Genomic DNA, 21,208 nt, shown 5'->3' on the forward strand with positions numbered 1-21,208 from the left:
TGCCGGCCGCTGACGCAGCGGTTTAGCTGCCCAATGGCGCCGGACGCGGATGCATCACCGCGCGCTGGCGCTCCTCCTCCAGGAATTTCATGATGATCGGGGCCACCGCTTCGGCCCGGGTAATCAGGAACAAATGCCCGTCATCGATGATGTGCAACTGGGCGTTGGGGATCCGCCAGGCCAGCAAGCGCATGTTGACCAACGGGATCAGCGGGTCATCGTCGCCGGCCAGTACCAGGGTCGGCTGGCGGATCTTGTGCAACCAGTGGATGCTGGTCCAGCCGAGGCCGGCGAACAGCTGCCAGTAGTATCCGAGCTTGCCCGCTGAACGCACCTTGGCCGCATGGCTCGCGGCCAGCGTCGGGTCGCGACGGAAAGCGCCGCCGTAGATCATCGGCGCAATGCGGATCACGTGGGACGGTTGGATGTAGCGTCGCGGGCTGGCCATCATCCACAGCACTTTCGGCTTGCCCGGTACCATCACCGCACCCGCCGCCGTTGCCGCCAGCACGAGTTTCTTGCAGCGCTCCGGATAGTCGTAGGCGAACTGTTGAGCCAGGGCGCCCCCCCAGGACACGCCGATGACGTTGACCTGTCCGTAGTCGAGATAGTCGAGCATCCGCGCTGTGAGCTTCGCAAGGCTCGGAAAACGATACGGCCGGTTTGGTGTCGACGAACCGCCGACGCCGGGTACGTCGAAGGCGATGACTTCCAGGTCCGGGTCCAGTGCCGCGATGAACGGGAACACCAGCTCCAGGTTGGCGCCGATGCCGTTGAAAATCAGCAGGGGCGTCAAGTGAGGCTTGCCGGGGCGTACCGCCGTGCGGAGCGTCTGGCCATCCAGATCGACGGTACGGAAAATGAAGGGTTGCGGCATGCTTCTGGCCCTGTGGGTCGCTTTCTCAAATTCTTCCTCGATCCCCTTGTGGGAGCGGGCTTGCTCGCGAATGCGTCAGGTCAATCGACATCAATGTTGAATGATCTATCGCTTTCGCGAGCAAGCCCGCTCCCACAGTAGGGCGAGGTGTGTCAGTTACCGCTCATGCACGTAAGTGCCCGGTGCGGCTTCCCCTTCCGGGTAGGCCTTGTTGCCCAGTTTTGCCGGTGCTTTTTTCAGGTTGCCCGAACGCTGTGCCTGCCACGCCTGCCAATGCAGCCACCAGGAGTCGGCGTGCTTGGTCGACTCTTCCTGCCAGTCATCGGCATTGACGGGCATTTCAGTGCTGGTCATGTAGCGCGATTTCGGATTGCCCGGCGGGTTCAGAATGCTCTGGATGTGTCCGCTGCTGGACAGCACGAATTCAACGTTGCCCCCGAACAGTTGCGCCGACTTGTAGCAGGAGCGCCACGGGGTAATGTGGTCGCTGGTGCCGGCCAGCGAGAAGATGTCGGCGGTGACCTTCTTCAGATCGATCGGCGTACCGCACACTTCCAGTGCATCGGCACGGGTCAACGGGTTACTTTTGAACATCTCGATCAGGTCGCCATGGAACGCGGCGGGCAACCGGGTGGTGTCGTTGTTCCAGAACAGAATGTCGAATACCGGCGGCTCGTTGCCCAACAGGTAGTTGTTGACCCAGTAGTTCCAGATCAGGTCGTTGGGGCGCATCCAGGCGAAGACTTTCGCCATGTCGCGACCTTCGAGTACACCGGCCTGGTACGACTGGCGCTTGGCGGCTTCCAGGGTTTGCTCGTCGACGAACAGGGCTACGTCGCTGTCCAGGGTGGTGTCGAGCACGCTGACCAGCAGGGTCAGGGCGTTGACCTTGTTCTCGCCGATTGCCGCGTAGTGGCCCAGCAGCGCGGTGCAGGTGATGCCGCCGGAGCAGGCACCGAGCATGTTCACGTCTTTGCTGCCGGTGATGGCGGTGACCACATCAACCGCTTCCTTGAGCGCTTCGATGTAGGTCGACAGGCCCCACTCGCGCTGCTCCTTGGTCGGGTTGCGCCAGCTGACGATGAAGGTCTGCATGTTGTTGCGCAGGCAGAACCGCGCCAGGCTCTTTTCCGGGCTCAGGTCGAAAACGTAGAACTTGTTGATCTGCGGCGGTACCACCAGCAGTGGGCGTTCATGCACCTGCTCGGTGATCGGCTTGTACTGGATCAGCTCCAGCACGTCGTTGCGAAAGACCACCGCGCCCTCGGTCACACCAAGGGTCTTGCCGACCTCGAATGCACCCATGTTGACCTGGCTCGGCATGCCGCCGTTATGCACCAGGTCCTTGGCCAGGTGCGAGAGACCGTCGAGCAGGCTCTTGCCACCGGTTTCGAAGAAGCGCTTGACCGCCGCCGGGTTGGCCGCCGTGTTGGTCGGCGCGAAGGCCTCGGTCATGAGGTTGATCACGAAGTGCCCGCGGCTGACGTCCTTGGCCGGCAGGTTGCTGTCGTCGATCCAGTCGTGGAGTTCCTTGCGCCACGCCAGGTAGGTTTGCAGATAACGTTTGTAGAGCGGGTTCTGGCTCCAGGCCGGATCCGCGAAACGACGGTCATCGCTGGTCGGTAGCAGCTCGGATTTGCCGAGCAGCACGTTCTTGAGTTCCAGTCCGAAATGAGCGACATGCCTGGCGCTGTGAATCGGTTGCTTGATGGCCTGCCTGAGCACCATTCGAGCAGAAGCCAGTAGATCCTTTCCACGCAGTCCAACGACAGGATTCAGCCCCAAGGTGTTTTCCGAGGCTTGACTCTTCAAGTCATCGTTATTCTTGTTACTCATCTACGACGCTCCATTGTCCTGAGACGAGTACCGGGTCCTGCTGTGTAGTCACACAGCCAATGCCAGGTACTACTGCTCGGGGTGACCGTTAATACTGCATCGCTGCTTTTTTAATGCAGAGAGCACTGCAGGGAACTTGCCAGTTCCATTGGTTACCCGAGTTTAATTTTTTTCGCAAGCAGGCCAATCGGCGGCCCTGGAGCGGAGCATTCAAACAGATGAAATTAGAAAATGCCCTCTAAAGAGCAAGAGGCTCGGATTAGAGCATCAGTCTGACGACGGATTCGTTCGGGTCGCGGGTTTTTCCGGCGGCTTTTAGCTCGGCCAGATAATCTTCCCAGAGTGCGTCATAACGTCGCCCCAGCTCGTACAGATATTCCCAGGTGAACAAGCCGCTGTCGTGGCCGTCGTCGAAGGTCAATTTCAGTGCGTACTGACCGGCGGGTTCTACCTTGGTCAGTCCTACGTTGATCTTGCCAAATTGCAGGATGGGTTTGCCGTGGCCCTGGACCTCGGCGGAAGGAGAGTGCACGCGCAAGAACTCGGCGGGCAGGGTGTACTCCTCGCCGGACGCGTATTTGAGCGTCAGGGTTTTCGAGGCTTTGTGCAGCTTGATGTCGGTGGGGATCATGGCCAGATGTCCGTCTTGTGCAGAACCTTGTGGGAGCGAGCCTGTGGCGAGGGGGCTTGCCCCCGTTCGACTGCGAAGCAGTCGTAAAACCGATCACCGCATTCTGATTCAGGATCGCGGTGGCTGGTTTTAGGTGCGCTTCGCGCCCCAACGGGGGCAAGCCCCCTCGCCACAGGCTCGCTCCCACAGGATCTCTATCGCTGTAAGTATGGCTTACAGGATATAACGGGACAGGTCTTCGTTCTGCGCCAATTCGCCCAGGTGGCTGTTGACGTAGTCGGCGTCGATCTGGATCACCTTGTCGTCATGGGCGCTGGCCAGGTCGCCGGCGCTGAACGACACCTCTTCGAGCAGGCGCTCGAGCAGGGTGTGCAGGCGACGGGCACCGATGTTTTCGGTTTTCTCGTTGACCTGCCAGGCGATCTCCGCGATGCGCTTGATGCCGCTCGGCTGGAACTCGATGCCCAGGCCTTCGGTTTTCAGCAGAGCGCAGTATTGCTCGGTGAGCGAGGCGTGAGGCTCGCTGAGGATGCGTTCGAAATCCTCAGGGGTCAGGGCCTTGAGTTCGACACGGATCGGCAGACGGCCTTGCAGCTCGGGCACCAGGTCGCTCGGCTTGCTCAGGTGGAACGCACCCGAAGCAATGAACAGGATGTGGTCGGTCTTGACCATGCCCAGCTTGGTGTTGACGGTGCAGCCTTCGATCAGCGGCAGCAGGTCGCGCTGCACGCCTTCGCGGGACACATCGACGCCACCGGAATTGCCACGCTTGGCGACCTTGTCGATTTCGTCGATGAACACGATGCCGTGCTGCTCGACCGCTTCCAGGGCCTTGGCCTTCAACTCTTCATCGTTGACCAGGCGACCGGCTTCTTCGTCGCGCACCAGCTTGAGCGCTTCCTTGACCTTGAGCTTGCGGGCTTTCTTCTTGCCCTTGCCCATGTTGGCAAACAGGCTTTGCAACTGGTTGGTCATTTCTTCCATGCCCGGTGGCGCGGAGATATCGACGCCGGTCATTTCGGCGACCTCGATTTCGATCTCCTTGTCATCCAGCTGACCTTCGCGCAGGCGCTTGCGGAACAGCTGGCGGGTGTTGGAGTCGGCAGTCGGGGCGTCGTCGCTGCTGAAGCCCATGCGTGCCGGTGGCAGCAGGGCGTCGAGGATGCGCTCTTCGGCGGCGTCTTCGGCGCGGTGGCGAACCTTGACGATTTCCTGCTCGCGCAGCAGCTTGATCGCAGCATCGGCCAGGTCACGAATGATCGATTCGACGTCGCGGCCGACATAGCCGACTTCGGTGAACTTGGTCGCTTCGACCTTGATGAACGGTGCATTGGCCAGTTTGGCCAGGCGACGGGCGATCTCGGTTTTACCGACGCCGGTCGGGCCGATCATCAGGATGTTCTTCGGCGTTACTTCAACGCGCAGCTCTTCAGGCAGCTGCATGCGGCGCCAGCGGTTGCGCAGGGCAATGGCGACGGCGCGCTTGGCATCGTCCTGGCCGATGATGTGGCGGTTGAGTTCGTGGACGATTTCACGGGGAGTCATGGACATAATATTCAGTGGACCTCAAGCAAGAATGAGCCGTGGTGCGATGGCTGCACGGGCTTACTCGGCGCAGTCCTGCTCCTCAATGGTCTGGGTGTGGTTGGTGAATACACAGATGTCGCCGGCGATACCGAGGGCGGTTTCGACGATTTCCCGGGCTGACAGGTCGGTTTTTTTCAGCAGCGCGCTGGCCGCGGCCTGGGCGTAGGCGCCACCGGAACCCATGGCGATCAGGCCGTCTTCGGGCTCAACCACATCGCCGTTGCCGGTGATGATCAGGGAGGCGTCCTTGTTGGCGACCGCGAGCATGGCTTCAAGGCGGCTCAGGGAGCGGTCGGTGCGCCATTCTTTGGCGAGCTCGACGGCGGCGCGCACCAGGTGACCCTGGTGTTTTTCAAGCTGGCCTTCGAAACGTTCGAAGAGGGTAAAGGCGTCGGCGGTGGCACCGGCAAAACCGGCGATGACCTGACCGTGGTACAGGCGGCGAACTTTTTTCGCGTTGCCTTTCATCACGGTATTACCAAGGGAAACCTGGCCGTCGCCGCCCATGACGACTTTGCCGTGGCGGCGAACTGAAACGATGGTGGTCAAGGGAAGAGTCTCCACGCAGCGGGGCGAAAATGCCTTATGCCCATTCATATGGGGGTGCTGGAGTGGATTTCAACTGTAGGACGCGGCGGGGGACGAGCGGTGTGAGTCAGATGGAGTCTGTGGTGTTTACCAGGGCGCCTTCGCGAGCAAGCCCGCTCCCACATTGGAATGCGGTCGAATGTGGGAGCGGGCTTGCTCGCGAAGAACGATGACGCGGTGTCTGGGGCAATCGATCAGCGGCTCTGGCGTTGTTGTAACAACAAATTGCTGAAGCCTGCGCCCGCCAATTGTTTCTGCGCGGTGGTCAGTTGCTCGCGGTTGCTGAACGGACCGACCAGAACCCGATACCAGGTTTCGTCTTTCACCGTGCCGGACTCAACCGCCACGGCCTGGCCCAGCAGGATGATCTGCGCCCGCACCTTGTCCGCATCAGTCTCTTTGCGGAACGAGCCAGCCTGCAGGAAAAACTTCGTCACAGGCGCAGCCTTGACCGGTGGTGCAGGAGGCGGAGTAATCCCGGCCAAGGCAGCCTGGGCCCGTGCGGTGTCGATCTTCGCCGCTTCGGCCGGGGTGACCGGCGTGGTCGGGATGGCAGGCACTTGCGGCGTCGGCAGGGTTTTTTCCGGCACGGCATCCGGCGGCACGATGACTTCCGATTCCGGCAGCAAGGTGTAGAAGTCGTACTTCGGCTTCACCGGTTGCGTCGGGCTCGGCGGGGTCTTGTTGGCCTCGGCGATCTTGCTGGCTTTCTGCTGTTGCTGTTGCTCGACCTTTTCACGCTTGACCGTGTCGCTGCCCTTGCCCGGCTCCAGTTTCATCAAGAACACAAGGAACGCACCGACCGTGAGGCCGATGACCATCCACAACCAACCCGGAATCGGTTGCTTTGCAGGAGCTTGGTAACGGCTGGCGCCACGCTTGGGTGCAGGTTTTTTCTTGGCAGCCAACTTACATACGCTCCAGAGTTTCCAGGCCCAAGAGTTCCAGGCCTTGCTTGAGGGTGCGTCCGGTCAGCGCGGCGAGGCGCAGGCGGCTCTGCATTTGTGCCGGGGTATCGGCGGCGAGGATCGGGCAGTTCTCGTAGAAGCTGGAGAACAGGCCGGCGACGTCGTACAGGTAAGTGCAAAGGATGTGCGGGGTGCCTTTTTCGGACACGTTGTTCAGGATTTCACCGAACTGCGCAAGCTTCGCCGCCAGTTCATGTTCGTGCGCCGCTTCGAGGACGATCTGGCCTTCGACTTCGCTGAAGTCCTTGCCGAGCTTGCGGAACACGCCGGCCACGCGGGTGTAGGCGTACAGCAGGTACGGCGCGGTGTTGCCTTCGAAGTTGAGCATCAGGTCGAAGTTGAAGCTGTAGTCGCTGGTGCGGTGCTTGGACAGGTCGGCGTACTTCACTGCGCCGATGCCCACCACCTTGGCGATGTTGCGCAACTCGGCTTCGGCAAGTTCCGGGTTCTTGTCCTTGACCAGGGTGTAGGCGCGCTCCTGGGCTTCGGTCAGCAGGTCGATCAGCTTCACGGTGCCGCCATCACGGGTTTTGAACGGACGACCGTCCGCGCCGTTCATGGTGCCGAAGCCCATGTGTTCCATTTCCATCGGATGGGTCACGAAACCGGCCTTGCGCGCCACGGCGAACACTTGCTGGAAGTGCAGGGCCTGACGCTGGTCGACGAAGTACAGCGCACGATCGGCCTTGAGCTTGCCGCTGCGGTAGCGCACGGCCGCCAGGTCGGTGGTGGCGTAGAGGTAGCCGCCGTCAGCCTTGACGATGATCACCGGCAGCGGGTCGCCGTCGGCGTTCTTGAACTCGTCGAGGAACACGCACTGGGCGCCGTTGCTCTCGACCAGCATGCCTGCGGCCTTCAAGTCGTTGACCACGTTGATCAGGTCGTCGTTGTAGGCGCTTTCGCCCATCACGTCGGCCATGGTCAGTTTAACGTTGAGCAGTTCGTAGATCTTCTGGCAGTGGGACAGCGAGATGTCCTTGAACTTGGTCCACAGGGCCAGGCAATCGGCGTCGCCGGCCTGCAACTTGACCACCAGGCCACGGGCACGGTCGGCGAACTCTTCGGATTCGTCGAAGCGTTGCTTGGCGGCACGGTAGAAGTTCTCCAGGTCCGACAGCTCGTCGCTGGTGATCGGGTTTTCCTGCAGGTAAGCCATCAGCATGCCGAACTGGGTGCCCCAGTCGCCGACGTGGTTCTGACGGATCACGGTGTCGCCGAGGAACTCCAGCACGCGGGCCACGCCGTCGCCGATGATGGTCGAGCGCAGGTGACCGACGTGCATCTCCTTGGCCAGGTTCGGCGCCGACAGGTCGACCACGGTGCGCTGCACCGGGCCGGCCTTGCGCACGCCGATGTGGGTGTCGGCCAGGGCCGCGTCCAGGCGTGCGGCCAGGGCGTCGGTGTTCTGGAAGAAGTTCAGGAAGCCCGGGCCGGCGATTTCGGTCTTGGCGACATTTTCGTCAGCCGGCAGGGCGGCGATGATTTTTTCCGCCAGGTCGCGGGGCTTCATGCCGGCGGGCTTGGCCAGCATCATGGCGATGTTGCTGGCGAAATCGCCGTTCTTCTTGTCGCGGGAGTTTTCCACCTGGATCGCCGGCGACAGGCCTTCAGGCAACACACCTTCGTTGACGAGTTGGGTGATGGCTTGTTGGATCAGCTGGCGAATGGTGTCTTTCATGGTCTTCTCTTTCGACCGCAGGTGCGGCGGCGCATCATGCGCTGGTGGAAAAACTGGGCATTATCCGTTGCGAAGACGGGCTTGCCAACCTTAGCAGGCAGGATGTGGATGTGTGGTGACAATTAGGGCCTCTTCGCGAGCAAGTCGAATCGTCGCACCGCCGCTCCCACAGGTTTTGAGGTGGATACAAAATTTAGTTCCACCCGAGAACCATTGTGGGAGCGGGCTTGCTCGCGAAAGCGATCTCAAAATCAATATAGATCTACGGGGTCGACATCCAAGGACCAACGCACCGCCCGCCCGCTCGGCATCTGCTCCAGCACCAGCAACCAACTGGCCAGCAATCGATGCAAGGGTGCTCGCGCCGTGGCCTGTACCAACAGCTGTGCACGATAACGCCCGGCCCGGCGCTCCATCGGTGCCGGGACCGGTCCCAATAACTCGATCCCGGTCAGATTCTGCTCGGCCAGCAAACGCTCCGCCTCGCTGCAAGCCTCATCCAGGAAGCCTTCGGCCTGACCCGGTTTATGCGCCTCGGCCCGCAGCAGCGCCAGGTGCGCAAACGGCGGCAGACCGGCCGCGCGGCGTTCGCTCAAGGCCTGTTCGGCAAAGGCGAAATAGCCTTGCTCGGTCAATTGCACCAGCAGTGGATGGTCGGCCAGGTGCGTCTGGATAATCACCTTGCCCGGCTCCTCGGCGCGACCAGCGCGGCCGGCGACCTGCACGATCAATTGAGCCATGCGCTCGCTGGCGCGGAAGTCACCGGAGAACAGGCCGCCGTCGGCGTCGAGGATCGACACCAGCGTCACCCGTGGAAAGTGGTGACCTTTGGCAAGCATCTGCGTGCCGATCAGGATGCACGGCTGGCCTTTTTGAATGGTCGCGAACAACTGGTTCATCGCATCCTTGCGCGATGTGCTGTCGCGGTCGACCCGCAGCACCGGATAGTCCGGGAACAGAATCGCCAGGCGCTCCTCGGCCCGTTCGGTGCCGGCGCCAACGGGGCGCAGATCGACCTTGTTGCACTTCGGGCACTGGCGCGGCACGCGTTCGACGTAGCCGCAATGGTGGCAGCGCAACTCGCCGTAACGCTGGTGCACGGTCATTCGCGCATCACAGCGCTGGCACTCGGACATCCAGCCACAGTCATGGCACAGCAGGGTCGGGGCGAAGCCGCGGCGGTTGAGGAACACCAGGACTTGCTGTCCGGCGGCCAGAGTCTGGCCGATGGCTTGTTGCATCGGCCCGGAAATGCCGCTGTCCAGCGGGCGGCTTTTCACGTCCAGACGCAGAAAGCGCGGCTGTTTGGCGCCGCCGGCTCGCTCGTTCAAGCGCAGCAGCCCGTAGCGGCCGGTGTAGGCGTTGTGCAGGCTTTCCAGCGAAGGGGTGGCGGAGCCGAGGACAATCGGAATGTTTTCCTGTCGCGCCCGCACCAATGCCAGATCGCGGGCGTGGTAGCGCAAACCTTCCTGCTGTTTATAGGAGCCGTCGTGCTCTTCGTCGATGATGATCAGACCGGGGTTCTTCATCGGAGTGAACAGGGCCGAGCGGGTGCCGATAATGATGTCGGCCTCACCGTCCCGCGCGGCCAGCCAGGCCTCGAGGCGTTCGCGGTCATTGACCGCCGAATGGATCAGCGCGATACGGGCATTGAAACGCTGTTCGAAGCGCGCCAGGGTCTGCGGGCCGAGGTTGATTTCCGGGATCAGCACCAGCGCCTGCTTGCCGGCCTCGAGGGTTTCGCGGATCAACTGCAGATAGACTTCGGTCTTGCCGCTGCCGGTGACGCCGGCCAGCAGGAACGCGTGATAACTGTCGAAGCCGGCGCGAATCGCCTCATAGGCGGCGCGTTGCTCCGGGTTTAGGGGGAGTTCCGGTTGCGCCAGCCAGTGTTCGTGGCGTGCGCCAGGGGCGTGCCGGCGGATCTCGACCTGCACCAGGTCCTTGGCCAGCAGCAAATCCAGGCTGTCCTTGCTCAGCATCAGTTTGCTCAGCAATTGATGGGCGACGCCATGGGGATGTTGGGCCAGCGTGGCCAGGGCTTCACGCTGGCGCGGGGCGCGGGCGATGCGCGGATCGTCGAGGCTGGCCCCCGGCGCGGCGGACCAGAAGCGCTCCTGGCGTGCTTCGGCTAATTCACCCTGGCGCAGCAAAACCGGCAGCGCCCAGCTCAAAGTGTCGCCGAGGCTGTGCTGGTAATACTGGGACGTCCACAGGCACAGCTTGAACAGCGCGGGCGGCAGCGGTGGCGTAGCGTCGAGCAGGGCCAGGGCCGGCTTGAGTTTCTCGACCGGCACTTCGCTGGTGTCGGTGACTTCCACCAGAATACCGATCATCTCCCGTCGGCCGAACGGTACCCGCAGGCGCATGCCGGGGTGCAACTGGGCGCGCAGGACGCCGGCCGGAGCGCGGTAGTCGAACAGGCGGCGCAGCGGCGAAGGCAGGGCGAGGCGCAAAATGGCGTCGGGCACGCGGGGGGATCTCGATTAGCAGGCAACAAAAGAAGGAGTGGACGCAGATCAATTGTGGGAGCGGGCTTGCTCGCGAAGAAGGAGTGTCAGTCAACGCATTTATCGCCTGACACACCGCTTTCGCGAGCAAGCCCGCTCCCACATGGGAATGCGCTTGAGGCCGGGAGCCTAGCAGACGGTCGGTCTCAGGGACAGCTTGCGTGATTGGCATTGTCTGGTAGAATCCGCGGCCTAATTACGTGCGGTATTCAACAATAGTGTTGGGTGGCGGCACGCTAGCCTGAGGAAGACACCATGAAAGCTGATATCCATCCAGAATACCCAGCAGTTGCTGTTACCTGCAGCTGCGGCAACAAGTTCGAAACCCGTTCGACCTTCGGCAAAGCCCTGGCGATCGACGTTTGCAACGAATGCCACCCGTTCTACACCGGTAAGCAGAAGACTCTGGACACTGGCGGCCGCGTACAGCGCTTCGCCGACCGTTTCGGTGCTTTCGGCGCGAAAAAGGCCTAAGGCCAATCAACTTGGGAAGCCGTTGCGGTTTTTCCATGCTGATGAAGAAGGCGTCCCTCGCGGGCGCCTTTTTTATGTCCGCGATTTGGCTATCCGGCGCCCAGGCATTTTGCCCGACACCCAGCGGCCTGGCGCCTGTCGCGGTGCAGCGGGTGGTGGACGGCGACACCCTGCGCCTGAGCGATGGCCGCAGTGTGCGCATGATCGGCTTGAATACGCCGGAACTGGGCAAGAATGGCCGTTCCGACGAACCGTTCGCTGTGGTCGCGCGCAAGCGACTCGAAGCCTTGGTAGCGGCTAGCGACGGTCAGGTTGGTTTGCTGCCTGGCAAAGAAGGCAAGGACCATTACGGCCGCACCCTGGCTCATGTCTACGGTGCCGATGGCGCCAACCTCGAAGCGCAAATGCTCGCCGAAGGCCTGGGTTTTCAGGTGGCCGTGGCGCCGAATGTCGATCTGGTCACCTGTCAGCAAGCTGCAGAAACCAGCGCTCGACAGGCCGGGCTCGGTGTATGGCGCCAGTCGCCTGTACTGAAGGCGGAGCAGATCAGCACTTCCGGGTTCGCCGTGCTCAGCGGTCGTGTGAGCAAGGTTCAACGCAATCGCGGCGGGGTTTGGATCGAGTTACAGGATTCGGTTGTATTGCGCGTTGCACCCAATCTGCTGGGGCGGTTTGATGCGGGCTTGCTGGAAAGGCTCGAAGGCAAGCAGATCGAGGCGCGCGGGTGGGTACTGGATCGTTCGCGACGTGGCGGACTGAAAGAAGGTCAGGCGCGCTGGATGTTGCCCTTGACCGACCCGGCGATGTTTCAAGTCGTGCAGTGATAAAAAATTGTAGACATTTTTTGCGCTGATTGTGAACAGTCTAACCCTTGTATGCCGTGGCTCTTGGCCCAAAGTCGTAGGGCCGGGCGCTTGACAGGGGTGACCAGTCAGTCTTGTGGGGACTTTGCGAGGCGCGTATCCTCGCTGACCAGTCTGTCCAACAGTAAAAAGCGGAATGCCAAAATGTCTGATCTGAAAACTGCCGCTCTCGAATATCACGCCAATCCTCGTCCAGGGAAGCTGAGTGTCGAGCTCACCAAGGCCACTGCTACCGCTCGCGACCTGTCGCTGGCCTACAGCCCGGGCGTAGCCGAACCAGTACGCGAGATCGCCCGCGATCCTGAACTGGCCTACAAGTACACCGGCAAAGGCAACCTGGTTGCAGTCATTTCCGATGGCACCGCGATTCTCGGTCTGGGTAACCTCGGCCCATTGGCTTCCAAGCCAGTGATGGAAGGCAAAGGCGTACTGTTCAAGCGCTTCGCCGGCATCGACGTTTTCGACATCGAAGTCGACTCCGAAAGCCCGCAAGCCTTCATCGACACCGTCAAGCGCATCTCCATCACCTTCGGTGGCATCAACCTGGAAGACATCAAGGCACCAGAGTGCTTTGAAATCGAGCGCGCTCTGATCGAGCAGTGCGATATTCCGGTATTCCACGATGACCAGCACGGCACCGCTATCGTGACCGCCGCCGGCATGATCAACGCCCTGGAAATCGCTGGCAAAACCCTGCCGGAAGCCAAGATCGTCTGCCTGGGTGCCGGCGCTGCCGCCATCTCCTGCATGAAGTTGCTGGTGAGCATGGGCGCCAACATCGAAAACATCTACATGGTCGACCGCACCGGCGTGATCCACTCCGGCCGTGACGACCTGAACCAGTACAAGGCTGTGTTCGCTCACGCGACCGACAAGCGCACCCTGGCTGACGCCCTGCAAGGCGCTGACGTGTTCGTAGGCCTGTCCGGCCCGAACCTGCTGAGCGCTGAAGGCCTGCTGTCGATGGCGCCTAACCCGATCGTGTTCGCCTGCTCGAACCCTGATCCGGAAATCTCCCCGGAGCTGGCGCACGCTACCCGTAGCGACGTGATCATGGCCACCGGTCGTTCCGACTACCCGAACCAGGTCAACAACGTACTGGGCTTCCCGTTCATCTTCCGCGGTGCCCTGGACGTTCGCGCCAAGCGCATCAACGAAGAAATGAAAGTGGCTGCGGCCAACGCCCTGCGTGAACTGGCCAAGCTGCCGGTGCCTCAGGAAGTGTGCGACGCCTACGGCGGCATCAAGCTGGAATTCGGTCGTGAGTACATCATTCCGAAGCCAATGGATGCCCGTCTGATCACCCTGATCTCCGATGCTGTGGCCAAAGCTGCCATCGAGACCGGCGTGGCGACCCTGCCGTATCCGAAGAACTACCCGCTCAAAAGCGTGGATGACGTGTTCAACGGCTAAGCCGTTGTAGCGCTTCAACGAAAAGCCCCGGCTTGTGAGAGTCGGGGCTTTTTTGTGCCTGAAGGTTTTGTGGGGTTTTTGATGGCCTCTTCGCGAGCAAGCCCGCTCCCACATTGGACGAGGGTGAGTACAGGTTTGTGTTCGCCTCCAATCCTGTGGGAGCGGGCTTGCTCGCGAAGAGGCCGGGTCGGCCAACATCAAAACCGGCAGGCAATAAAAAGCCCCGCTCTTCTCTCGAAGGCAGGGCGTTTTAATATTGCCGTGATCAGAACAAATCGATCGGCGCCGCTTCATCCGCCGGCAGTGGGCTGCCAGGTGCCAGACCGTTACCCAGCTCGTTCCCGGACGGTGGCGTATCTTCGACCTTGAACAGTTCAAAGTAGGCCCCCGGGGTGCCCGGGCTGGCTGCGCGACCGCTGATCGGATCGACTCGCAGGCTGAGGATGCCTTCGGGCTCCGATTGAGTATGCGGTGGTTTGCCTTTGAGCGCGGCGCCCATGTAGTTCATCCAGATCGGCAGCGCGACGGTGCCGCCGAATTCCTTGCGACCCAGGCTTTCCGGTTGATCGAAGCCGGTCCACACGGTCGTCACGTAATCGGCGTTGTAGCCGGAGAACCAGGCGTCCTTGGATTCGTTGGTCGTACCGGTCTTGCCGGCAATGTCAGGGCGGCCCAGGGCGAGCGCGCGGCGACCGGTGCCGAGCTTGATCACATCCTCAAGCATGCTGTTGAGGATGTACGTGGTGCGCCCATCAACGATGCGTTCGGCCACGGCGGGTGCTTGTGGTGTCGGCGTAGTGCCCGGTGCCTCGCCCGGCGTTGCGTTGACCGTGAAGGCTTGGGCGGTTGGCACGGCAATGCCATCGCTGGCAGCGCCGCCCTGAGGCACGCTCGGCGGGTTGGCGACGAACAGCGTGTCGCCGTTGCGGCTTTCGATCTTGTCGATGATGTACGGGGTGATCTTGTAGCCGCCGTTGGCGAAGGCGCTCCAGCCGGTGGCGATTTCCATGGGCGTCAGGGTCGCGGTGCCCAGCGCCAGGGACAGGTTGGGTGGCAAGTCCTGTTTGTTGAAACCGAAGCGCGTGATGTAGTCGATGGTCTTGCCGACGCCCATCGCTTGCAGCAAGCGGATCGACACCAAGTTGCGCGACTTGTACAGCGCTTCACGCAGGCGAATCGGGCCGAGGAAGGTGTTGGTGTCGTTCTTCGGGCGCCAGACCTTGTCCAGGTACTCGTCGACGAACACGATCGGTGCGTCGTTCACCAGGCTGGAGGCGGTGTAGCCGCTATCCAGTGCGGCGGCGTAGACGAACGGTTTGAAGCTCGAGCCCGGCTGGCGCTTGGCCTGCAATGCGCGGTTGTAGTTGCTCTGTTCGAAGGCGAAGCCGCCCACCAGCGAACGAATGGCGCCGTTCTGTGGGTCCAGGGACACCAGAGCGCCCTGGGCCTGCGGGATCTGGCTGAACTTCAGCGAATTGTCCGGCTGACGCTGCACGCGAATCAGATCGCCGACCTGGGCCACGTCCGAGGGTTGTTTCGGGTTGGCGCCCATGCTGTTGGTGTTCAGGAACGGCCGGGCCCACTTCATGGTGTCCCAGTTCACGTGTTCCTGACCGGTGCGGGTCAGTACCTGCAGGCCGGTCTTGTCGATCTGGGTCACGATGGCCGGTTCCAGGCCGCTGATGATGCGTTGTTTGGTCAGCTCGGTTGCCCAGGCCTCGCGGGTCTTGCCCGGCAGCCGCGACTCTGGCCCGCGATAGCCGTGACGCTGGTCGTAGGTCATCAGGCCTTCGTGGACCGCGGTGTTGGCCAGCTCCTGGAGGTCGCTCGGTACCGTGGTCGTGACGCGGAAGCCTTCGGTATACGCATCGCTACCGTAACGCCCGACCATTTCGGCACGGGCCATTTCGGCGATGTACGGGGCGTTCACTTCCGGGGTCGGCACGTGATAGCTGGCGTTCAGTGGCTCGTTGACTGCAGCGGTGTAGTCGGCCTCGCTGATTTTTCCGAGCTTGTACATGCGCCCCAGGATCCAGTCGCGACGCTCCTTGCTGCGCGCCGGGTTGGCCAGCGGGTTGAAGCGCGACGGCGCCTTGGGCAGGCCAGCGATCATCGCCATCTGCGCCAGGCTGACATCGCGGATCGATTTGCCGTAATAGACCTGCGCCGCCGCCTCGATGCCGTAGGCGCGGTTACCCAGATAGATCTTGTTGACGTACAGCTCGAGGATCTCGTCCTTGGTCAGCTGCTGTTCGATCTGCAGGGCCAGCAGGATCTCGGTGGTCTTGCGTGAAAAGCTGCGTTCGCTGGTCAGGAAGAAGTTCTTCGCCACCTGCATGGTGATCGTGCTGCCGCCGGACTGGATGTGTCCGCTTTTGACCAGTTGGGTCGCGGCACGCATCAGGCTGCTCGGATCGACGCCGTAGTGGTTGGCGAAATTGTCGTCTTCAGCACTTAGTAACGCATTGATGAAATTGGGGGGAATGTCGGCGAAACGGATCGGTGTACGGCGCATTTCGCCAAATTCTGCGATCAACTTGTTATCGCTGCTGTAGACCCGCAAAGGGATCTGCAACTGGATGCTTCTCAGCGCCTCCACGGACGGTAGTCCGGGACTAAGGTAAAGGTACGCCCCGCTCAGACCCAGAAGGAGTCCGCAGAAAACCGCGACGATGGACCAACCGAAAAACTTCAGCAGACGAATCAAGGCTTTTGGATATCCAGGGTAAAAAATGAATTGGGCAACAGGGTTCAGGCTAATCGAGAACGACCCGCGCTTGAGCAAAAGCGGAAAAAAACGCTGGGCATTATAAGCATTTTTCTGATCGGGAGCGTGGCTGGCGCTGCTGTCAAGACGGGTGGATTGAACGCAATGGACATTGCAGAGTCCGTAACTCACGGAAAGTCATAGGGAATTGGTAGTGCCAGGACTCTTCAAGAAAAAATCCAATACGCTGCTGGGAATCGACATCAGTTCCACCTCGGTGAAACTTCTTGAGTTGAGCCGTCAGGGTGAGCGCTACCGGGTCGAGGCCTATGCGGTCGAGCCATTGCCGGTCGGCGCGGTGATCGAAAAGAATATCGCCGAGCTCGAAGGTGTGGGGCTGGCCCTCACTCGCGCGCTGGCCAAGGCCAGAACCGCCCTCAAGAACGTGGCCGTGGCCGTGGCGGGCTCAGCGGTGATCACCAAGACCATCGAGATGGATGCCGGTCTTTGCGAAGACGAAATGGAAAGCCAGCTGAAAATCGAAGCTGACCAGTACATTCCTTATCCCCTGGACGAAGTCGCGATCGACTTTGAAGTCCAGGGCACCTCCGGGCGTAATCCCGAGCGCGTCAACGTGCTGCTCGCCGCTTGTCGCAAGGAAAACGTCGAAGTCCGCGAGGCCGCCCTGGCCCTGGCGGGGCTGACCGCCCGCGTGGTCGATGTCGAGGCCTACGCGCTGGAGCGTTCATTCGAACTTCTGGCCAGTCGACTCGCGGTTTCCGAGAAACCTTTGACGGTCGCAGTGGTGGACATCGGCGCCACCATGACCACCCTGAGCGTGCTGCACAACGGGCGGATTATCTACACCCGCGAACAACTGTTCGGCGGTCGGCAACTGACCGAGGAAATCCAGCGTCGCTACGGCCTGACGCTGGAGCAGGCGGGGCTGGCGCAAAAGAAGGGCGGGTTGCCGGATGACTATGCCGCTGAGGTCTTGCAGCCATTTCGAGAGGCGCTGGTGCAGCAGGTGTCGCGCTCGTTGCACTTCTTCCTTGCTTCCGGCCAGTACAGCGCCGTCGACCATGTCCTGCTGGCCGGCGGTACGGCGTCGATCCCGGGGCTGGACCGTTTGATCGAGCAGCAATTGGGCACGCCGACCCAGGTCGCGAACCCGTTTTGCGAAATGACTCTGGGCAGCAAGGTCAATGGCGCTGCCCTGGCGAGTGATGCCCCGGCGTTGATGATCGCCTGCGGTCTGGCCCTCAGGAGCTTCGACTAATGGCACGGATCAACCTTTTACCCTGGCGCGAGGAGCGACGTGAAGTCCGCCGCAAGCGCTTCCTGCTGGTCCTGGTGGCGGCAATGGTGGGCGCGATGGGGGCGGTGCTGGTTGCGAACCAGGTCATTAGCGGTGCCATCGACCAGCAAGTCGCCCGTAATGATTACATCGGCAAACAAGTCGCCGTGGTCGATGAGCGAATCAGCCAGATCAATGATCTCAAGGCGCGCCGTCAGCAATTGGTCGAGCGCATGGGTGTCATCCAGGGCCTGCAAGGCAATCGCCAAATCAGCGGGCGAATATTTGACCAGTTGGCGCGAGCCCTGCCCGATGGCGTGTATTTCACCGAAGTGAAAATGACCGCAAAGACCTTGTCCATCACCGGTGCCGCACAATCCAACAACCGCGTTTCAGAATTGATGCGCAACCTCGAGGCATCAGACTGGTTCGATGCGCCGAGCCTGACCGAAGTCAAGGCCACGGCTGCCGGCCAGTTGGAACAGGCAAACGTCTTCCAGTTGACCGTCCGCCAGACTCAACCCGCAACACCGGAGGGGGGCAAATGAGTCTGTCCGAATGGTTCGAAGGGCTGCGCAAGATCGACATCAATGATCTGGATACCAGCAACATGGGTTCCTGGCCGCCGGCGATCAAGTGTCTGGTGGCCGCCTTGCTCGTGTTTTTGGTGCTGGCCTTTGGCTATAACTTTTCCACCCGCGACCTTGTGAGCCAGCTCGATCTCAAGCGCGAGGAAGAGTCGACACTCAAGGAGCAGTTCGCCAGCAAGGCCCGCATGGCGGCGAACCTGGATCTCTATACCCGGCAGTTGAAAGAGATGGAGAACACCTTCGTCGTGCTGTTGCGGCAATTGCCCAGCGATACCGAAGTGCCCGGCCTGCTCGAAGACATCACACGTACGGGCCTCGACAGTGGCCTGGAGTTCGAAGAGATCAAGTTGCTGCCGGAGGTGGCCCAGCCGTTCTACATCGAACTGCCGATCCAGATCACGGTCACCGGGGAATACCACGACCTGGCCACCTTCGTCAGTGGTGTGGCCGGGTTGCCACGAATCGTTACCTTGCACGATTTCGATCTGGCTCCTGTCAGCCCTGAGGGTGGTCCGAAACTGCGCTTGACCATCCTCGCCAAGACCTACCGCTACAACGACAAGGGACAGCATCAATGAGCCCGGCACGTAGTTTTTCGGTGGTGGTATTGCTGTCTGCCCTGTCCGGTTGTGGCGGGGGGGATGACTACACCGATCTGGACGCGTACATGAACGAAATGCGCCTGCACGGGCCGGGGAAGATTGAACCAACGCCAGTATTCCAGTCTTACCCTGCATTCACTTACAACGCGGCGAATCTGCGCAGCCCGTTTTCGCCGCAGATCAGCACCGATCTGGCGGCCCGGCGGCGGGGTTCGGGTAACGTCAAGCCCGACCCGGGTCGGGTCAAGCAATACCTCGAAGGCTTCAACATCGAGCAGTTTGAAATGGTCGGCACCCTTTCCAATGCAACGGGCTCCTATGCCCTGCTGCGCGGGGCGGGTGGGGTGCACCGGCTGAAAGTCGGCGATTACCTGGGGCGTAACCACGGACGGATCGTTGCGATCAGTGGCTCTCAAGTCGATATGGTTGAAATTGTCCCCGATGGTCAGGGTGCGTGGCTGGAGCGTCCCCGGACCATCCCTTTGAAAGAGCACTCATAGTGGAACTCCAATAATGAACAGGATTCTTTCCACCGTCGGCCTTTCGCTATGGATAGCGTTGTTGTCGCCGATGGTACAAGCGGCCAATCTCAAGGCGCTGGATGTCGCAGCGCTGCCGGGTGACCGTGTCGAGTTGAAGTTGTCGTTCGATGCGCCGCCCCCGGTGCCCCACGGCTACACGACGGATTCGCCAGCCCGGATTGCCCTGGATTTGCCGGGTGTCGCCAGTCAGCTGGCGAGCAAGACTCACGATCTGGGCAGTGGAAATGCCCGAAGTGCGACGGTGGTGGAAGCCCGGGACCGTACGCGATTGATCATCAACCTGACCCAGCCGGCCCCGTACGACTCGCGAATAGAAGGTAACAATCTGCTGGTTGTTGTCGGGCAGGGAGTCAAACCGTCGATATCCAGGCCGGCGGCGGTAGCAACGCCGGTTCCGGCACGAGCCGTTGCGACGGCGGGCAAGGCCATTCGGGGTGTGGATTTCCAGCGGGGGACCCAGGGCGAAGGCAACGTGGTGATCGACTTGTCGGATCCATCGATTGCGCCCGACATACAAGAGCGCGAAGGCAGGATCATCGTCGGATTTGCCAAGACCTTATTGCCCGAGCGATTGCGCGTGCGCCTGGACGTGAAGGATTTCGCCACGCCCGTGCAGTTCGTCAATGCCAGCGCGAGCGGCGATCGAGCCACCATCAGCATTGAGCCCGGCGGCACGTTCGATTACTCGACCTATCAGACTGACAATAAGCTCACGGTCAGCGTTCGCCCGGCGACGGTCGACGAACTGCAAAAACGCAATGCCGGGCAACAGGCCTACAGTGGCGAGAAGCTATCGCTGAACTTCCAGGACATCGATGTGCGCTCGGTGCTGCAACTGATCGCCGATTTCACCAACCTCAATCTGGTGGCCAGCGACACGGTCCAGGGGGGAATTACCCTGCGCTTGCAGAACGTGCCGTGGGATCAGGCGCTGGATCTGGTGCTGAAAACCAAGGGGCTGGACAAGCGCAAGGTCGGCAATGTCCTGCTGGTTGCGCCGGCCGATGAAATTGCTGCCCGTGAGCGTCAGGAGCTCGAATCGCAGAAGCAGATTGCCGATCTGGCGCCGTTGCGTCGGGAGCTGTTGCAGGTCAATTACGCCAAGGCGGCGGATATCGCCAAGCTCTTCCAGTCGGTGACCAGTGCCGAAGCGAAACCCGACGAACGGGGATCAATCACCGTCGATGAACGCACCAACAACATCATTGCCTACCAGACCCAGGACCGGCTGGATGAGCTGCGCAGGATCGTCACGCAGCTGGATATCCCTGTGCGTCAGGTGATGATCGAGGCGCGCATTGTCGAAGCCAACGTCGACTATGACAAAAGCCTCGGGGTGCGCTGGGGTGGTTCGATACAGAACAAGGGCAACTGGAACACCTCCGGCGTCAGTAATGGACTCAATGGGTCATCGACCATTGGCACGCCCGGCAGTACCAGCACCAACTCACCGTTCGTCGACATGGGCGTAGCCAACAACACCTCGGGAATCGGCATCGCCTTCATCACCGATAACGTCTTGCTGGACCTGGAGCTGACGGCCATGGAGAAAACCGGCAACGGGGAAATCGTCTCGCAGCCCAAGGTGGTCACGTCCGACAAGGAAACCGCCAAAATCCTCAAGGGCACGGAAATTCCCTATCAGGAAGCCAGTTCCAGCGGCGCGACTTCGGTGTCGTTCAAGGAGGCGTCGCTGTCGCTGGAGGTGACGCCGCAGATCACGCCCGACAACCGGATCATCATGGAAGTCAAGGTGACCAAGGACGAACCGGACTACCTGAACAAGGTTCAGGATGTACCCCCCATCAAGAAAAACGAAGTCAACGCCAAGGTCCTGGTCAACGATGGCGAGACCATCGTCATTGGTGGTGTTTTCTCAAATACTCAGAGCAAGGTTGTAGATAAGGTGCCATTTCTTGGCGATGTGCCGTATCTTGGCCGCCTTTTCCGGCGTGATGTGGTTTCGGAGAAAAAATCCGAGCTGTTGGTATTCCTCACTCCGCGTATCATGAATAATCGGGCGATTGCTGTGAGTCATTGATTCT

At 61.0% G+C, this 21,208-nt stretch carries 17 protein-coding genes; 8 read left to right on the plus strand and 9 right to left on the minus strand.

All coding sequences use genetic code 11. From position 1 onward, the window contains the following. Window positions 1-22: 22 nt before the first annotated feature. From phaZ to KGB20_RS17300, 8 genes are all read right to left on the minus strand, one after another. Window positions 23-877, minus strand: a complete 855-nt coding sequence (phaZ, locus tag KGB20_RS17265; RefSeq protein ID WP_057712363.1) for a poly(3-hydroxyalkanoate) depolymerase — start codon at window positions 875-877, stop codon at window positions 23-25. A gap of 156 nt (window positions 878-1,033) precedes the next feature. Further along, window positions 1,034-2,713, minus strand: coding sequence for a class II poly(R)-hydroxyalkanoic acid synthase (gene phaC, locus KGB20_RS17270; protein WP_150811970.1), 1,680 nt, complete (start codon window positions 2,711-2,713; stop codon window positions 1,034-1,036). A 259-nt stretch (window positions 2,714-2,972) separates the two neighbouring features. Beyond that, on the minus strand, window positions 2,973-3,344 hold the full coding sequence (locus tag KGB20_RS17275) for a gamma-butyrobetaine hydroxylase-like domain-containing protein (RefSeq protein WP_057712361.1): 372 nt from the start codon (window positions 3,342-3,344) through the stop codon (window positions 2,973-2,975). 213 nt (window positions 3,345-3,557) lie between these two features. Next, window positions 3,558-4,895: an HslU--HslV peptidase ATPase subunit gene (gene hslU / locus KGB20_RS17280; RefSeq protein WP_150811968.1), complete on the minus strand. Its 1,338-nt coding sequence runs from the start codon at window positions 4,893-4,895 to the stop codon at window positions 3,558-3,560. A gap of 54 nt (window positions 4,896-4,949) precedes the next feature. Then, window positions 4,950-5,480, minus strand: coding sequence for an ATP-dependent protease subunit HslV (hslV, locus tag KGB20_RS17285; RefSeq protein ID WP_007975582.1), 531 nt, complete (start codon window positions 5,478-5,480; stop codon window positions 4,950-4,952). Window positions 5,481-5,713: 233 nt separating this feature from the next. Next, window positions 5,714-6,427 carry an SPOR domain-containing protein gene (locus tag KGB20_RS17290; protein WP_057712359.1) on the minus strand — a complete coding sequence of 238 codons (714 nt, stop codon included), beginning with the start codon at window positions 6,425-6,427 and terminating at the stop codon, window positions 5,714-5,716. A 1-nt stretch (window position 6,428) separates the two neighbouring features. After that, entirely contained in the window at window positions 6,429-8,165 is a 1,737-nt protein-coding gene (gene argS / locus KGB20_RS17295; protein ID WP_102672218.1) for an arginine--tRNA ligase, read from the minus strand. Window positions 8,166-8,416: 251 nt separating this feature from the next. Beyond that, window positions 8,417-10,636 (minus strand): primosomal protein N', encoded by a 2,220-nt coding sequence (locus tag KGB20_RS17300; protein ID WP_090452665.1) that lies wholly within the window; start codon window positions 10,634-10,636, stop codon window positions 8,417-8,419. A 294-nt stretch (window positions 10,637-10,930) separates the two neighbouring features. On the opposite strand from KGB20_RS17300, the gene rpmE reads away from it, so the two are divergent. The 3 genes from rpmE (at window position 10,931) to KGB20_RS17315 (ending at window position 13,425) form a co-directional block, all read left to right on the plus strand. Then, a complete protein-coding gene (gene rpmE / locus KGB20_RS17305; protein ID WP_008047849.1) occupies window positions 10,931-11,149 on the plus strand; it encodes a 50S ribosomal protein L31 in 219 nt (72 codons plus the stop codon). Between the two features lie 35 nt (window positions 11,150-11,184). Beyond that, complete coding sequence (locus KGB20_RS17310) at window positions 11,185-11,973, plus strand: thermonuclease family protein (RefSeq protein WP_154861186.1); 789 nt, start codon at window positions 11,185-11,187, stop codon at window positions 11,971-11,973. Window positions 11,974-12,156: 183 nt separating this feature from the next. Beyond that, window positions 12,157-13,425, plus strand: a complete 1,269-nt coding sequence (locus KGB20_RS17315; RefSeq protein WP_008047852.1) for a malic enzyme-like NAD(P)-binding protein — start codon at window positions 12,157-12,159, stop codon at window positions 13,423-13,425. A gap of 265 nt (window positions 13,426-13,690) precedes the next feature. On the opposite strand, the gene KGB20_RS17320 is transcribed toward KGB20_RS17315, so the two are convergent. Continuing rightward, window positions 13,691-16,129: a penicillin-binding protein 1A gene (locus KGB20_RS17320; protein WP_411566949.1), complete on the minus strand. Its 2,439-nt coding sequence runs from the start codon at window positions 16,127-16,129 to the stop codon at window positions 13,691-13,693. Window positions 16,130-16,346: 217 nt separating this feature from the next. Here KGB20_RS17320 and KGB20_RS17325 point away from each other — a divergent pair, with 217 nt between their 5' ends. Genes KGB20_RS17325 through pilQ form a run of 5 tightly spaced genes read left to right on the plus strand, consistent with a single transcriptional unit; the run spans window position 16,347 to window position 21,204 of the window. Further along, window positions 16,347-17,411 (plus strand): pilus assembly protein PilM, encoded by a 1,065-nt coding sequence (locus KGB20_RS17325; protein ID WP_057712355.1) that lies wholly within the window; start codon window positions 16,347-16,349, stop codon window positions 17,409-17,411. Beyond that, window positions 17,411-17,977: a PilN domain-containing protein gene (locus KGB20_RS17330; protein ID WP_150811963.1), complete on the plus strand. Its 567-nt coding sequence runs from the start codon at window positions 17,411-17,413 to the stop codon at window positions 17,975-17,977. Before KGB20_RS17325 ends, KGB20_RS17330 begins: the two co-directional genes overlap by 1 nt. Beyond that, a complete protein-coding gene (pilO, locus tag KGB20_RS17335) occupies window positions 17,974-18,597 on the plus strand; it encodes a type 4a pilus biogenesis protein PilO (RefSeq protein WP_154910316.1) in 624 nt (207 codons plus the stop codon). Before KGB20_RS17330 ends, pilO begins: the two co-directional genes overlap by 4 nt. Beyond that, window positions 18,594-19,121, plus strand: coding sequence for a pilus assembly protein PilP (locus tag KGB20_RS17340; protein WP_150811961.1), 528 nt, complete (start codon window positions 18,594-18,596; stop codon window positions 19,119-19,121). The genes pilO and KGB20_RS17340 overlap by 4 nt, the downstream gene beginning before the upstream one ends. Window positions 19,122-19,134: 13 nt before the next feature. Further along, window positions 19,135-21,204 (plus strand): type IV pilus secretin PilQ, encoded by a 2,070-nt coding sequence (gene pilQ / locus KGB20_RS17345; RefSeq protein WP_154861180.1) that lies wholly within the window; start codon window positions 19,135-19,137, stop codon window positions 21,202-21,204. The last annotated feature ends 4 nt before the right edge of the window (window positions 21,205-21,208 follow it).

This window comes from Pseudomonas sp. BF-R-30, assembly GCF_019956175.1.
Classification (GTDB): Bacteria; Pseudomonadota; Gammaproteobacteria; order Pseudomonadales; family Pseudomonadaceae; genus Aquipseudomonas; species Aquipseudomonas jessenii.

Bases quoted from the DNA above. Each gene is read 5' to 3' on its own strand.
- KGB20_RS17310 (WP_154861186.1), top strand. From the start codon at position 11,185: ATGCTGATGAAGAAGGCGTCCCTCGCGGGCGCCTTTTTTATGTCCGCG.
- hslU (WP_150811968.1), bottom strand. From the start codon at position 4,895: ATGTCCATGACTCCCCGTGAAATCGTCCACGAACTCAACCGCCACATC.
- KGB20_RS17330 (WP_150811963.1), top strand. From the start codon at position 17,411: ATGGCACGGATCAACCTTTTACCCTGGCGCGAGGAGCGACGTGAAGTC.
- pilO (WP_154910316.1), top strand. From the start codon at position 17,974: ATGAGTCTGTCCGAATGGTTCGAAGGGCTGCGCAAGATCGACATCAAT.
- argS (WP_102672218.1), bottom strand. From the start codon at position 8,165: ATGAAAGACACCATTCGCCAGCTGATCCAACAAGCCATCACCCAACTC.
- phaC (WP_150811970.1), bottom strand. From the start codon at position 2,713: ATGAGTAACAAGAATAACGATGACTTGAAGAGTCAAGCCTCGGAAAAC.
- pilQ (WP_154861180.1), top strand. From the start codon at position 19,135: ATGAACAGGATTCTTTCCACCGTCGGCCTTTCGCTATGGATAGCGTTG.
- KGB20_RS17275 (WP_057712361.1), bottom strand. From the start codon at position 3,344: ATGATCCCCACCGACATCAAGCTGCACAAAGCCTCGAAAACCCTGACG.
- KGB20_RS17315 (WP_008047852.1), top strand. From the start codon at position 12,157: ATGTCTGATCTGAAAACTGCCGCTCTCGAATATCACGCCAATCCTCGT.
- rpmE (WP_008047849.1), top strand. From the start codon at position 10,931: ATGAAAGCTGATATCCATCCAGAATACCCAGCAGTTGCTGTTACCTGC.
- phaZ (WP_057712363.1), bottom strand. From the start codon at position 877: ATGCCGCAACCCTTCATTTTCCGTACCGTCGATCTGGATGGCCAGACG.
- KGB20_RS17340 (WP_150811961.1), top strand. From the start codon at position 18,594: ATGAGCCCGGCACGTAGTTTTTCGGTGGTGGTATTGCTGTCTGCCCTG.